13 protein-coding genes are annotated in these 13,429 nt (G+C 70.5%); 10 read left to right on the top strand and 3 right to left on the bottom strand.

The features are described from left to right. Nucleotides 1-134: 134 nt before the first annotated feature. Entirely contained in the window at nt 135-1,412 is a 1,278-nt protein-coding gene (murA, locus tag FCK90_RS01190) for a UDP-N-acetylglucosamine 1-carboxyvinyltransferase (protein WP_158032467.1), read from the top strand. Here the strand turns inward: murA and nucS are convergent. Next, nucleotides 1,409-2,104 (bottom strand): endonuclease NucS, encoded by a 696-nt coding sequence (gene nucS / locus FCK90_RS01195; RefSeq protein ID WP_158032468.1) that lies wholly within the window; start codon nt 2,102-2,104, stop codon nt 1,409-1,411. The genes murA and nucS overlap by 4 nt on opposite strands. A gap of 51 nt (nt 2,105-2,155) precedes the next feature. Here nucS and FCK90_RS01200 point away from each other — a divergent pair, with 51 nt between their 5' ends. The 5 genes from FCK90_RS01200 (at nt 2,156) to FCK90_RS01220 (ending at nt 8,179) form a co-directional block, all read left to right on the top strand. Next, the gene (locus FCK90_RS01200) at nt 2,156-3,130 is read left to right on the top strand and encodes a tetratricopeptide repeat protein (protein WP_158032469.1); all 975 of its coding nucleotides are present in this window, start codon (nt 2,156-2,158) and stop codon (nt 3,128-3,130) included. A gap of 332 nt (nt 3,131-3,462) precedes the next feature. Continuing rightward, nucleotides 3,463-4,230: an ABC transporter ATP-binding protein gene (locus FCK90_RS01205; protein ID WP_246179870.1), complete on the top strand. Its 768-nt coding sequence runs from the start codon at nt 3,463-3,465 to the stop codon at nt 4,228-4,230. Next, complete coding sequence (locus FCK90_RS01210; RefSeq protein ID WP_158032471.1) at nt 4,212-5,873, top strand: hypothetical protein; 1,662 nt, start codon at nt 4,212-4,214, stop codon at nt 5,871-5,873. Before FCK90_RS01205 ends, FCK90_RS01210 begins: the two co-directional genes overlap by 19 nt. 33 nt (nt 5,874-5,906) lie before the next feature. After that, the gene (locus tag FCK90_RS01215; protein ID WP_246179872.1) at nt 5,907-6,236 is read left to right on the top strand and encodes a DUF3039 domain-containing protein; all 330 of its coding nucleotides are present in this window, start codon (nt 5,907-5,909) and stop codon (nt 6,234-6,236) included. Between the two features lie 161 nt (nt 6,237-6,397). Continuing rightward, nucleotides 6,398-8,179 (top strand): DEAD/DEAH box helicase, encoded by a 1,782-nt coding sequence (locus FCK90_RS01220; RefSeq protein WP_158032569.1) that lies wholly within the window; start codon nt 6,398-6,400, stop codon nt 8,177-8,179. 88 nt (nt 8,180-8,267) lie between these two features. Here FCK90_RS01220 and FCK90_RS01225 read toward each other — a convergent pair whose 3' ends face one another. Both FCK90_RS01225 and FCK90_RS01230 read right to left on the bottom strand, forming a co-directional pair. Next, nucleotides 8,268-8,951 (bottom strand): isochorismatase family protein, encoded by a 684-nt coding sequence (locus FCK90_RS01225; protein ID WP_158032472.1) that lies wholly within the window; start codon nt 8,949-8,951, stop codon nt 8,268-8,270. Nucleotides 8,952-9,045: 94 nt separating this feature from the next. Next, nucleotides 9,046-10,383: a nicotinate phosphoribosyltransferase gene (locus tag FCK90_RS01230; protein WP_425481675.1), complete on the bottom strand. Its 1,338-nt coding sequence runs from the start codon at nt 10,381-10,383 to the stop codon at nt 9,046-9,048. Between the two features lie 178 nt (nt 10,384-10,561). Between FCK90_RS01230 and clpS the strand changes: the two genes are divergently transcribed. The 4 genes from clpS (at nt 10,562) to FCK90_RS01250 (ending at nt 13,426) form a co-directional block, all read left to right on the top strand. Further along, nucleotides 10,562-10,918 carry an ATP-dependent Clp protease adapter ClpS gene (gene clpS, locus FCK90_RS01235; RefSeq protein ID WP_425481676.1) on the top strand — a complete coding sequence of 119 codons (357 nt, stop codon included), beginning with the start codon at nt 10,562-10,564 and terminating at the stop codon, nt 10,916-10,918. Continuing rightward, on the top strand, nt 10,918-11,538 hold the full coding sequence (locus FCK90_RS01240) for a DUF2017 domain-containing protein (RefSeq protein WP_181954150.1): 621 nt from the start codon (nt 10,918-10,920) through the stop codon (nt 11,536-11,538). Before clpS ends, FCK90_RS01240 begins: the two co-directional genes overlap by 1 nt. Before the next feature lie 77 nt (nt 11,539-11,615). Further along, on the top strand, nt 11,616-12,584 hold the full coding sequence (gene murI, locus FCK90_RS01245; RefSeq protein ID WP_158032475.1) for a glutamate racemase: 969 nt from the start codon (nt 11,616-11,618) through the stop codon (nt 12,582-12,584). After that, nucleotides 12,581-13,426, top strand: coding sequence for an MBL fold metallo-hydrolase (locus FCK90_RS01250; RefSeq protein WP_158032476.1), 846 nt, complete (start codon nt 12,581-12,583; stop codon nt 13,424-13,426). The genes murI and FCK90_RS01250 overlap by 4 nt, the downstream gene beginning before the upstream one ends. Nucleotides 13,427-13,429 lie beyond the last annotated feature (3 nt).

Consider the following 13,429-nt stretch of genomic DNA (forward strand, 5'->3'; position numbering starts at 1 on the left):
CCGCGATGCCGGGCACAGCGGCAGAACCCCCGTACAGTTCGTGCGGGGGTTCTGCGCTGCGATCGGCGACCGGGACCGGCGACGAGCCCCGGCGCCCGGAGCGCGACGCCCCGAGCATTACGGCAGGAGAACTTATGGGAGAGAAGATCGTCGTCCACGGGCCCACGGCCGTGAACGGCACGCTTCCGGTGTACGGCGCCAAGAACAGCGTCCTGAAGCTCATGGCGGCGACGTTGCTGGCCGTCGGACGCTCGCGGATCACCAACGTCCCGGAGATCCAGGACGTCACGATCATGGCCGAGCTGCTGCGGCGTCTGGGATGCCATGTCAACTACGACCGCGGCGGCAAATGGGTGGATATCGACGTCCCCGAGGTGCTGCACCATCAGGCGGACTACGACCTGGTCCGCGCCATGCGCGCCTCGGTGTCCGTGCTCGGGCCTCTGGTGGCGCGGTGCAGCGCTGCGGAGGTCGCCCTGCCCGGTGGCGACGCCATCGGGACCCGCGGGCTGGACATGCACCGCACGGGCCTGGAGGCGATGGGCGCCCACTTCCGGACCGAGGCCGGCTATCTCAAGGCCACGGTGGACGGCAGGCTGAAGGGCACGGAATACCATCTGTCCTACCCCTCCGTGGGTGCCACGGAGAACCTCATGACCGCGGCCACGCTGGCCTCGGGAACGACCGTGCTCGAGAACGTCGCCCGTGAGCCGGAGATCGTCGACATCTGCCAGATGCTCGTGGGCATGGGCGCGCAGATCGACGGCATCGGCACCTCGACGCTGACCATCGAGGGCAGGGAGTCCCTGCATCCGGTGGAGCACCGGACCGTCCCCGACCGCATCGTCGCGGGCACCTGGGCCTTCGCGGCCGCGGTGACCGGCGGGACGGTGTTCGTCAAGGGCGCGGAGGCGGAGCACCTGAGCATCGTGCTGGACAAGCTGCGCGCGGCGGGCTGCGAGATCACGGTGGCGGAGGACGGTTTCGAGGTCCGCGGGCCGGAGCGTCCCAAGGCCGTGAACATCTCCACCTTCCCGTACCCGGGCTTCCCGACGGACCTGCAGCCGCTGGCCGCCGCGATGAACGCGATCGCCGACGGCTCGGGGATGATCACGGAGAACGTCTTCGAGGCCCGGTGGGGCTTCACGGCCGAACTCGAGCGGCTGGGCGCCTACGTCCGGCTGGACGGGCACCATGCCTGGCTGGACGGGGTGGAGAGCCTCTCCGGGGCACCCGTGGAGGCCAAGGACATCCGTGCCGGCGCCGCGCTGGTGGTTGCGGGCATGCGCGCCGAAGGGGCCACCGAGGTGGTCGGCATCGGCCACATCGACCGGGGCTACGAGAACTTCGTCGAGAACCTCACGAACGCCGGTGCGGCGGTCGAGCGGCACATGGGCTCGCTCGCGTTCTAGAAGAGCCGGGAGTCCTTGTCGTCGACGTCCCTCATGGCGTCGTAGTCCAGGGTCAGACAGGCGATGCCGCGATCGGCGGCCAGGACCTTGGCCTGGGGCTTGATCTGCTGGGCGGCGAAGATCCCGCGTACCGGGGCGAGGCGGGGGTCGCGGTTGAGCAGGTCAAGATACCGGGTGAGCTGCTCGACGCCGTCGATATCGCCCCGGCGCTTGAGCTCGATGGCCACCGTGGCGCCGGCGGCGTCGCGGGCCAGGATGTCGACCGGGCCGATGGCCGTGGGGTACTCCCGCCTGATCAGGGTGGAGCCGGCTCCCACCAGGTCGATCTGCTCGGCCAGGAGACGCTGCAGGTCGGCTTCGACACCGTCCTTGGTCAGCCCCGGGTCCACCCCCAGATCATGGCTGAGGTCCTCGTGGATCTCGTGGATCAGGATGCGCAGCTGGTCGTCGGACTTGGCCGCCGAGACCGTCCAGACGGAGGCGACACCCACCTCGGCCTGCTCCTGAGTGGGCTCCGCCGTGGCCAGCCGGGCGGGCGGTGACATCCAGTTCAGCGGTTTGTAGCTCCCGCCGTCGGAATGCACCAGGACCGACCCGTCCGCCTTGAGGATGAGCAGGCGCCGGGCCAGTGGAAGGTGGGCCGTCAGGCGGCCTCGGTAGTCGACGGAGCAGTCAGCGATCACAACACGCACGGCCGACAGTCTCCCACAGGGACAGGCTCGTCCGGCACTAAACTCGATCCCATGAGCATGAGCGCGCAGAATCCCTCAAGTCGTTCCGATCCCCGCGACGCCGTCCCCGCCTCCGTCCGCGGAGCCGTCGACCTGGGCGCTGCCCCCGCCGGTGGATCCGGTGGCGTCGCCCCCGGCGCCTCGGGGGCGGGCGCGCCGTCCGCCGGCGCGCCGGGGCGTTTCCGCCGCGACGCCGAGAACGTGCAGCAGTTCCAGGAGATCGCCGAGCTGTCCGCTCAGGTCCCCGTCGTCCTCGTACTGTGGGCCGGCTATTCGCAGGAGTCCGTCCAGTTCGTGGACCAGGTGGCCGGTGAGATCGACGCCTTCGACGGCAGGATCCTCCTGACCGCGGTGGACATCGAGAAGCTCCCGGAGATCGCGCAGGCGCTCCAGGTGCAGTCCGTTCCCAGCGTCGTCGCCATGATCGGAGGCCGCCCCGTCCCGATCGCCCAGTCGACGGTTCCGGTGGAGCAGCTGGCTCCCGTCTTCAAGGAGCTCCTGACCCTCGCCGAGCAGAACGGCGTCCAGGGCACCGTCGAGCCCGCGGCCCCGGCCGAGAGCGAGCCGGAGCCGCTGCCCCCGCTGCACCAGGAGGCCGTGGACAAGCTCGAGGCGGGCGACCTGGACGGCGCCGAGGAGGCCTACCAGCGCGCCATCCGGGAGAACCCGGGGGACAACGACGCCAAGCTCGCCCTCGCCCAGGTCCATCTACTCCAGCGGGTGACCGTCATGGACGCCGCCGCCGTCCGTGAAGCGGCTGCCGAGCGGCCGGACGACCTGCAGGCGCAGCTGGATGCGGCCGATCTCGACCTCTCCGGCGGGCACGTGGAGGACGCCTTCCGCCGCCTGCTGAACCTGGTCCGCCGGTCCGCCGGCGATGACAGGGAGACCGTGCGCAAGCGCCTGATCGACCTGTTCGCGGTCGTGGGGGCGGAGGACCAGCGCGTGGTCGCTGCCCGCTCGCAGCTGATGCGGGCTCTGTTCTAGGGCTCGACGGTTCCAGGATGCACGGTTCCGGGGCTCCGCAACGGGTCCGGGTTCGTGGACCGGCCCGGGGTCTTCCCCGGGCCGTCCTGGTCGCACTCCTCCCTCCGGCCGGCTGAACTCATCCCCGTGGCGGATACGGGCAGCCGCTCCCGCTGGCTAGCCTGGGGAGTATGAGCCACGCGCCTGACCCTCATCCCGATTTCCCCTCCGGCGCGCGTCCTGGTGAACGGGACGCTGCGCCCCCGCCCTCGTCTTCAGCGCCGGAGCCGGAGAACCGGCCGCGTTCGCACGGGCACCTCCCCGTTCTGGCCTCAGCGGAGCCGGATCCCCAGATGGCCGTAAGCCTCAGGGGACTGACCAAGGTCTTCGGCCCGGGCACGTCGCGTTCCAAGGTGGCGGTCAACCGGCTGAGCCTGGACGTGCCGCACGGGGCCTTCTACGGCCTGGTGGGACGCAACGGCGCCGGCAAGACCACGGCGCTGTCCATGCTCACCGGACTGCTGCGCCCCACGGAGGGCCGGGCCATGGTCTCCGGCATCGACGTCTGGGGCCAGTCGCGTCAGGCGCGCCACGCGATGGGCGTGCTTCCCGACGGGATGACCTTCTTCGAGCGCCTCAGCGGCCGCCAGCTGGTCACCTACGCGGGCCTGCTGCGCGGGATGGACCGCGATACGGTGGCCCAGCGCACCGACGACCTCCTCCGCGCGATGGACCTGACGAACGACGGCGGGACCGCCGTCCAGGACTACTCGGCAGGCATGCGCAAGAAGATCATGCTCGCCGCAGCCATGGTCCATGCCCCCGGGCTCCTGGTCCTCGACGAGCCCTTCGAGGCCGTGGACCCGGTCTCGGCGGCGAATATCCGGGAGCTGCTGCAGGACTTCGCCCGGGCGGGCGGCACGGTGATCGTCTCCAGCCACGTCATGGACCTGGTGCAGCGCATGTGCGACCACGTCGCCGTCGTCGACGACGGCCGGCTGCTGGCCGCGGGAACCGTGGACCAGGTCCGGGGGTCCCAGAGCCTCGAGGACACCTTCGTGGAACTCGTCGGCGGCCGGACGCAGGTGGGGGAGGGGCTGACATGGCTGAGCCCGCGCTGATACCGGACCTCGCTCGCGGACCGGCCTCCCGGCACGGCGCGGACCCCTCACCGGGGGTCTGGCGCACGGGCAGGCTCATGACGGGCCTCAAGGCCCGGCTGACGGTGGCCACCCTGACCCGCAGCCCGGGCATGATCGTGGGCACCATCCTGGGCGGCCTGTGGGGCCTGGGAGTGCTCTTCATGATCGGCACCGGCCTGTTCGCCGCTGCCGGGGCCCTTCCGCCCGAGGGCACGCGGGCCACCGCGGTGCTGGTGGGCGCCGCCGCCACCGTGGCGTGGTGGGTCGCCGCGATCGCCTCGGGCCGCGCCGATGCCACGTTGCACGCGAGTCAGTTCGCGCTCTTCCCGCTGCCCCGCAAGGGCATCGCCCTGGGCCAGGTCCTCGGCGCCCTGGTGGGCATCGCGGGGCCCTTCACCCTCGTGGGGCTGCTGCTCTACACCGCTGTCTGGCGCCTGGACGCGACCGCCTGGGTGACGGCGGTGGTCCTGCTCCCGGCGGGGTGGCTGCTGATGGTCGTGGGCAACCGATGCTTCACCGCCCTGGCCGAACGGCTGGCCGCCAAACGCAGGGTCGGGGAGATCCTCACCCTGCTGCTGCTGGTCCTGCTGATGCTGACCGGGCCCATCCTGACGGGCCTGTTCACCGGGGTGGAGTCCCTGGGGGCCAGGATCTACACCGTGACCGACGTCGTCGCCTGGACGCCCGTCGGCGCCCTGTGGGCGGTGCCCGCCGACGTCGCCGCCGGTGCCTGGCTGCCGGCGCTGGCCCGCACGGGCATCGCGGCGGTGACCCTCGCAGCGCTGCTGTGGCTCTGGCGCGGTGCCCTGGGGAAGTCCCTTGAGAACGCCACCGGGGCCGTGGTCTCCGGCGGCGGGCGCTCGCAGGTCAAGGGCGCGGGGCTCTTCGACCGGCTCCCGGCCAGGCCCTGGGCTGCGGTGGCGGCGCGCTGCCTGACCTACTGGGTCAAGGATCCGCGGTACTCGGGATCGCTGGTCGTGGTGCCCGTCATGTTCGTCCTGTTCTGGTTCATGTCCGGCGGCGGCGGTGGGCTGTGGTTCTTCGCCGGGCCGCTCGTGGGGCTGTTGATGGCCTACACGATCTCGGGCGACGTGGCCTATGACCACAAGGGATTCGCCCTGCACATCCTCACGGGGGTCCCGGGATGGGCGGACCGCCTGGGACGGGTGGTCGGCATGCTGCTGCCGGGCATCCCGCTCACGGCGCTGGGCGTGCTGCTCGCCGCGGGGTTCTCGGACGCCTGGGAGCTGTTGCCGGCGATGATCGGCGTCTCGGCGCTGGCCCTGCTGGGCGGCGCCGGGTTGAGCTCGGTCATGTCCGCCCGCTACACCTACCCGGTTCCGCTTCCGGGCCAGTCCCCCTTCAAGACACCGCAGGGATTCACGGTGCTCAACGTCCTGATCCAGTTCGTGGCGCTGACGCTCATGGGCGTGCTCACGCTGCCGGCGCTGATCCCCTTCGTCATCCAGCTGGTCACGGGTTCAGCAGCAGCGGGAGTGATCTCGCTGCTGGTCGGCGTCATCGCGGGCCCGCTGCTGTGCGCGGGCGGCATCTGGCTGGGCGGCCGCTGGATCGAGGCCCGGGCGCCTGAGCTCTTGAACACGGTCTCCGCCTATCGCTGAGCTCGGAAGGCCATGGCGAGTAGACTGGCGCGCATGACTTCCCACGATCAGAACTCGCCCGTGGCCGGTCCGTGGCCCTTCACCCGCAGTACCTCGAACGAGCCCGTGGGAGGCACCTCCACGATCGAGCGCGAGGAGACCCGCGAGCTCCAGGAGCCCGGCGATCACGAGCGCTTCGCCCACTACGTGCGCAAGGAGAAGATCATGGAGTCGGCGGTGTCGGGCGAGCCCGTCATCGCTCTGTGCGGGAAGGTCTGGGTTCCCGGGCGCGACCCCCAGAAGTTCCCCGTCTGCCCCACCTGCAAGGAGATCTACGACGGCCTCCGCGCACCGAAGGACGGCGGCGACGACGCCTCGAACTGAGCGCTCCGCAGCCTGAGCGGCACCGGTACCACAGCCCCTTCCGCGGTCCATCCCGGTTGCCGCTGTCGTGCCGTCGTGAGCCGGCAGCTCCGACTCGCGGTTCCCTGAAATCCCCCTGCTTGAAAGGTGCGCGCACGCCCTTGTCCCATGAAACTGAGCCCATGCTCTTCGGCGGATCCGCCGCCGAGATGCCTCCGGCCTACCCCGAGCGTGCAGCCTGGGGCACGGCGGGGAAGCTACGAGCCTGGCAGGCCGAGGCGCTCGAGAAGTACTTCGCGGCCCAGCCCCGCGATTTCATGGCGGTCGCGACCCCGGGTGCGGGCAAGACGACCTTCGCGCTGCGCCTGGCCCGCGAGCTCGTGGACCGGGGCACGATCAACCGCATCACGGTCGTCTGCCCGACCGAGCACCTCAAACGGCAGTGGGCCGATGCGGCGGCGCGCGTGGGTCTGGCCATCGACCCGAACTTCAAGAATGCGGACGGCCAGCACGCCAAGGGGTATATCGGCGTCGCGCTGACCTACGCCCAGGTGGGGATGAAGCCGCTGCTGCACCGGGCCCGGACGGAGCAGGGCCGCACGCTGGTGATCATGGACGAGATCCATCACGCCGGCGATGCCCTGTCGTGGGGGGACGGCCTCCGCGAGGCCTTCGAGCCCGCTGCCCGCCGCCTGGCCCTGACGGGAACCCCGTTCCGGTCCGACACCGCGCCCATCCCTTTCGTGACCTACCAGGAGGATGCGGACGGCATCCGGCGGTCCCGGGCCGACTACACCTACGGATACGGCGACGCGCTCAAGGACCACGTGGTGCGTCCCGTGATCTTCATGGCCTACTCCGGCCAGATGCGCTGGCGGACCTCGGCCGGCGAGGAGATGGCGGCTGAACTGGGCGAGGGCTTCACCAAGTCCATCACGGGCCACGCCTGGCGCACCGCCCTGGCGCCGGACGGCCAGTGGATCCCCGCGGTGCTGCAGGGTGCGGACCGTCGTCTGTCCGAGGTGCGCCGGACCGTGGCCGACGCCGGGGGGCTGGTCATCGCCTCCGACCACCAGGACGCCAAGGCCTACGCGGAGCTGCTGCACCGGATCACCGGCGAGAAGCCCGCCGTGGTGCTCTCCGACGACAAGTCCGCCTCGCAACGCATCGAGGACTTCGCCGAGAGCGAGCAGCGGTGGATGGTGGCCGTCCGGATGGTGTCGGAGGGAGTGGACGTCCCGCGCCTGGCGGTCGGCGTGTACGCGACCTCGACCTCCACCCCGCTGTTCTTCGCCCAGGCGGTGGGGCGTTTCGTGCGGGCCCGCAAACGGGGGGAGACCGCCTCGGTCTTCCTGCCCTCTGTCCCGGTGCTCATGGGCCACGCCAACTCCATGGAGCAGGAGCGCGACCACGCCCTGGACCGTCCCGCCCAGGAGGGGGGCGAGATCATCGACCTGGCGGAGACCGGCTGGGACGACGACGAACTGGCGCAGGCCAATCGCTCCGAGAGCGCTTCCTCGGAGCTGGCCGACGGCAAGTTCAAGGCACTGGAGTCGGACGCCTCGTTCCACGGGGTGCTCTTCGACGGCGGCGAGTTCGGCGGGGGAGTCGCGGCCGGCTCCGACGAGGAGGCCGACTTCCTCGGCATCCCCGGCCTGCTGGACGCGGATCAGGTGACCACCCTGCTGCGCGAACGCCAGTCCGCCCACGCCCGGAGGCGTTCCGGATCGGCGCCCGGCGATCCCGCGACGTCCTCCGTCCCCGACCACCGGAGGATGAAGGAACTGCGGCAGCAGCTGGCCAAGAACGTCTCGGCGTGGTCCGCCCGCACCGGCAAGCCCCACGGGGTGATCCACAACGAGCTACGGCAGGCCTGCGGCGGCCCGGCGGTGGCGCAGGCCACGCAGCAGCAGCTGGAGGCCCGGCTGGCGAAGATGCAGAACTGGTTCATCGGCCGCAAGTAGCGGGCGGCCCCGGTCCGAGGGGCCTGCCGGCCGCGGACGACTTCAGCCCGGCAGCACCTCGGTCCTGCGCGATCTAGTCCTCGACGATCTAGTCCTGGACGATCTCCACGCCTGCATCCTCGAGCGCCTCGAGGACCCCGCCGAGCGATTCCGGGGACACCGCGGCCGTCAAACCCACCAGGACACGGGTCTCGTACCCGGCGTCCCTGGCGTCCAGGGCGGTGGCGCGGACGCAGTGGTCCGTGGCGATCCCCACGATGTCCACCGCCTCGATCTCGTGGTCGCGCAGCCAGTCGTCGAGGCCCTGCGCCTCGGCCTCATGCGCCGCCCCGACTCCGCGCAGCTCGTCCTCGGCGGATTCGCCGACATTGGCGAATCCCTCGTCGTCGGCGGTCTCCTCCTCGAAGACACCCAGAGGAGTGGAGGTGTCGGGGGCCAGGACGCCCTCGAAGCCCGAATAGGCGGCCTCGAACTCGCCCTTGCGGAACCACGCTTCGATCCGGTCCGTCTCGAACTCCGGATGCGGCTCGGCCCCCGGGGACTCCGCGACGCAGTGGACCGGCCAGGAGTCCACGTAGTCGGGGGTCTCGGAGAAATGGGACCCCGGGTCCACATGCCAGTCCTGGGTGGCCACGATCGCCGCATAGTCGGCGTGGTGGTCCTCCACGTATTCGGAGATCGCGGCTGCCACGGCGGCGCCGCCTGTCACGGCCAGGCTTCCGCCTTCGCAGAAGTCGTTCTGAACATCGACGACGATCAGTGCGGTACGCATCTTGGCTCCACCACTTCCTGGGTCACTATTCTTCGCTGCCGACGATCCCGATGCGGCTCACGGGCTGTGCCACATCGCCACGGCAGCCCTGGGTTCAGGATTCCATAATCGTGGGGATCACGGCTTCGCCTTCTGACAACCTGGTTGCCGCCCTGGGCAGCTCGGCCATCGAATCGGCATGACGACGGCGGGCTCGTTCGACCGCGGCGGGCCCGGTCCACCCGTCCAGCACCTGACCGTCACGGACGAACGCGTGCATGAGGGGGCGGTCGTCGCCGTCGTCGAGGGGAACCGTGCCCACCCCCACGATCTCGTGAGTGGCCACCCCGTCGGTGTCGCGGCGGCGCAGCGCGGTCTTGCGGCCGCCCACGGAACCCTTGCCGGCGGCTCTCTTGGCCACCGGCTCCAGGTCTCCCGCCCGGTTCTCCCGGGCGACGAGCTTGTAGACCATCGACGACGTCGGCACACCTGACCCCGTGACCAGGCGGGTGCCCACGCCGTAGGCGTCGACCGGGGCGGCTGCCAGGCCCGCGATGGCGTATTCGTCGAGGTCGGAGGTCACGGTGATGCGGGTGCGGTGGTTGCCCAGCGAATCCAGGAGGTCGCGCACCATGGACGCCTGCACGACCAGGTCCCCGGAGTCCAGCCGCACGGCCCCCAGCTCGGGGCCGGCCAGCTCCACGGCCTTGCGCACGGCGGCCTCGACGTCGTAGGTGTCCACGAGCAGCGTGGTGCTCAGGCCCTGGGAGTCCAGCTGCGACCGGAAGGCGGCCTCTTCGTCGTCGTGCAGCAGGGTGAACGAGTGCGCCGCGGTGCCGATGGTGCTGAGCCCGTAGCGGTATCCGGCCTCCAGATTGGAGGTCCCGGTGAACCCGGCGATGGCGGCTGCCCGTGCGGCGGCCACGGCGGCGTCCTCGTGGGCACGGCGGGAGCCCATCTCCACGCACGGCCGGTCGCCCGCGGCCGAGGTCATGCGGGAGGCGGCCGAGGCGACGGCGGAATCGTAGTTGAGGACGGAGAGCACGTAGGTCTCCAGGACGCAGGCCTCCGCGAACGTGCCCTCGATGCGCAGGATGGGCGAGTTGGGGAACCAGGCATCGCCTTCGGCGTAGCCGTCGATCTGGCCGCTGAACCGGAAATCGGCCAGCCACTGCGCGGTGGAGGCGTCGATCACACCGCTGCGCTGCAGGAACTCGAGGCGGTCCCCCTCGAAGCGGAAGTGCTCCAGGCCCTCCAGGAAGCGGCCCGTCCCGGCCACCACGCCGTAACGGCGACCGGCGGAGAGCCTTCGGGAGAACACCTCGAAGACGCTGCGGCGCTGGGCCGTCCCATCGCGCACCGCAGCCTGCAGCATGGTGAGCTCGTAGTGGTCGGTCAGCAATGCCGTCGGTGCAGGGGACCACGGGGCAGTGTTCTGGTTCACGTCAGACACTCTAACCGGCCTCCTCCCCGGTGTCCTCTGGGTTCCGGGTACCGGGGCGCTCGGGCTTCCGTCTTTCCGGCATCTACCATGGGGGATCATGGCTACGACCCTGCATGCCTTCCCCGCCCCTCTCCTCACCGGATCCGGATCCACCGCCGGCCCCGTGGCCGACTCCTCTGCCGGGAACGTGCTGGTCTCCGCTGTAGCGGACCCCGCCGTGGACGAGCAGACGGCCACGGAGGCGCAGGAGCGCACCGCCGCCGACGTCCCGTGGCAGGTGGTGGTGTGGGACGATCCGGTGAATCTGATGAGCTGGGTGACCTGGGTATTCCGTACGTACTTCGGCTACCCCCAGCTCAAGGCCCACGCTCTGATGATGGAGGTGCATACCGCGGGCCGTGCGGTGGTGGCCTCCGGAACGCTCGAGCAGGCCGAGAAGCACGTCGCGGCCCTGCACGGCTACGGGCTGTGGGCGACCTACGAACGGGCCACCGGGCCGGGCGGTTCCGGTGCCAACGACGACGGTCATGGAGGCAGATTCTGATGGCCCAACCATTCCGGACCACCCCGCAGGGGGTGACCGCCCGGCTGGAACCCCAGGAACGAGGGCTGCTGCGGCGGCTCTTCGAGGACGTGGTCTCCATGGTGGAACCCGAGCAGGTCGCCTCCGACGACCCGCTCGAGCAGCTCATGGGCATCAGCGAGGACACCGGCACACCCCCGGATCCGGCCGTCCACCGGCTCTTCCCCGATGCCAGCCCGGATTCCGGGCGCGCCGAGGAGTTCCGTCGTTTCACCGAACGCAGCCTGCGCGAGGAGAAGGTCGGCTCATTGCGCAGAGCGGCCATGGCCGTCGAGCACGATCCCGTGAGACTCGACGAGGCTGCCGCGGTCGACTTCTCCCGTGCGCTCAACGATGTGCGGCTCGTGCTGGCCACCCGGCTGCACATCGACACCGAGGAGGACGCGCACAGGATCGAGCAGGTCGCGGCCTCCGTGGCGGTGGACGACGTCGACGACGCCGAGACCTACATGTCCGTGGTCTACGGATTCGTCTCGTGGCTGCAGAACTCCCTCGTGGAAGCCATGCTGCTCGGGCTCCCCGACCTGCCCGAGTTCCCGGAGGAATCCCCGGAGGATCCGGGGGCCGGACGACCCGAGTGACGCGCGCCGCATTGATGACGTGAGGTCCGTCTCTCGTTTCGGGAAGCGCGTCCGGTGCGGGCTACCCTGGGAGCCCTATGCACTCCGATACGAGCATTCCGGTCGATGGCGACCGCCCCGCAGCGCATCCCGAGTCGAACGCCCCCATCGGCGTCTTCGACTCGGGCGTCGGCGGATTGACGGTGGCCCGCGCCATCATCGATCAGCTGCCCAATGAGCGGATCGTCTACGTGGGCGATACGCAGAACGGACCCTACGGACCGCTGCCCATCGCCGAGGTGCGCGCCCACGCCCTGCGGATCATGGACGAACTCGTCGACAGCGGCGTGAAGCTGCTGGTCATCGCCTGCAACACCGCTTCGGCGGCCGTTCTCCGCGATGCTCGCGAACGCTACACGGCCGCCTACGGCATTCCCGTGGTGGAGGTGATCCAGCCCGCGGTCAGGCGCGCCGTGGCGTCGACCCGCAACGGCAGGATCGGCGTGATCGCCACCCGGGCCACCGTCGGTTCGAGGGCCTACGAGGACACCTTCGCCGCCGCCCCGCACCTGCGAATCCAGTCCGTGGCCTGCCCCCGGTTCGTTCCCTTCGTCGAGGCGGGCGTGACCGCCGGACCCGAGGTGCTGGCCACCGCGCAGGAATACCTGAGCCCCCTGCAGGAATCGGAGATCGACACCCTGGTGCTCGGCTGCACCCACTACCCCCTGCTCACGGGGGTGATCTCCTACGTCATGGGAGAGGGCGTCACCCTGGTCTCCAGCGCCGAGGAGACCGCCAAGGACGTCTTCCGCGCTCTCATGAGCCACGACCTGGCCCGGGCGACCCCGGCCGGCGAACCCCACGAGTTCCTAGCCACGGGCGACCCGGAGCCGTTCGGGGAGCTGGCCCGCCGCTTCCTGGGCCCTGAGGTGTCGCACGTCCGCCACGTGGGCTCGGTGTCCGAGCAGTTCCCCACGGGCTCGCTGTCCAGGATCACTCCCGACCTGCTGCTGGGCGCTCGCAACGGAGCGCAGCCCCCGGCGGCTACGGAAGGTATGAACTCATGAACCTCACCGTCATCGGCTGCACGGGATCCTTCGCGGGCCCGGACTCCCCGGCCTCCAGCTACCTGCTGACCGGAACGGACCATGAGGGCACGGTCTGGCGCATCCTGATGGACATGGGCAACGGCTCCATGGGGGCCTTGCAGCGCCATATCGACCTGCACGAACTCGACGCCGTGATCATCAGCCACCTCCACCCGGACCACTGCGTGGATCTGGCCGGTCTCCACGTCGCGGTCAAATGGGACCCGCGCGGCTGGCCCGGCGACCGGATCCCCGTCTGGGCGCCCAAGGGCACGCATGCCTATCTCACGGCGGCTCAGGCCATCGAACCGGAGCCGGGGATGAGCACGGAGTTCGTCTTCCACGAATGGGAGGATGAGCAGCCGGTCCGGATCGGGCCCTTCCAGGTCGTGCCCTTCCGGGTGAACCACCCGGTGGAGGACCCCTACGCCCTGCGGGTGACCTACGACGGCGCCCAGGGACGCAGCGTGCTGACCTACTCCGGGGACACGGACGCCTGCGAGGGGCTGGTGCGTGCAGCGCAGGGGGCCGACCTGTTCCTGTGCGAAGCCGCCTACCAGGAGGGCCGCGACGAGTACCGTGATGTTCATCTCACCGGGCTGCGGGCGGGGGAGGCCGCCAGGGACGCGGGGGCGGACGAGCTGATGCTGACCCATATCCCCGTCTGGAACTCGCCTACGAAGGCCGTGATCGAGGCCGCCTCGGTCTACGACGGCCCGATTGCCCTGGCGCAGCCGGCCACCACGTTCCGGATCGTGGCGGGTGCGGAACGTCAGGCGGGCCGTGCCGTCAACCCGCTGCCGGCTTCGCGCTGGGTATAAGGC

The sequence above is a fragment of the Kocuria coralli genome (assembly GCF_008831305.1).
GTDB lineage: Bacteria > Actinomycetota > Actinomycetes > Actinomycetales > Micrococcaceae > Kocuria > Kocuria coralli.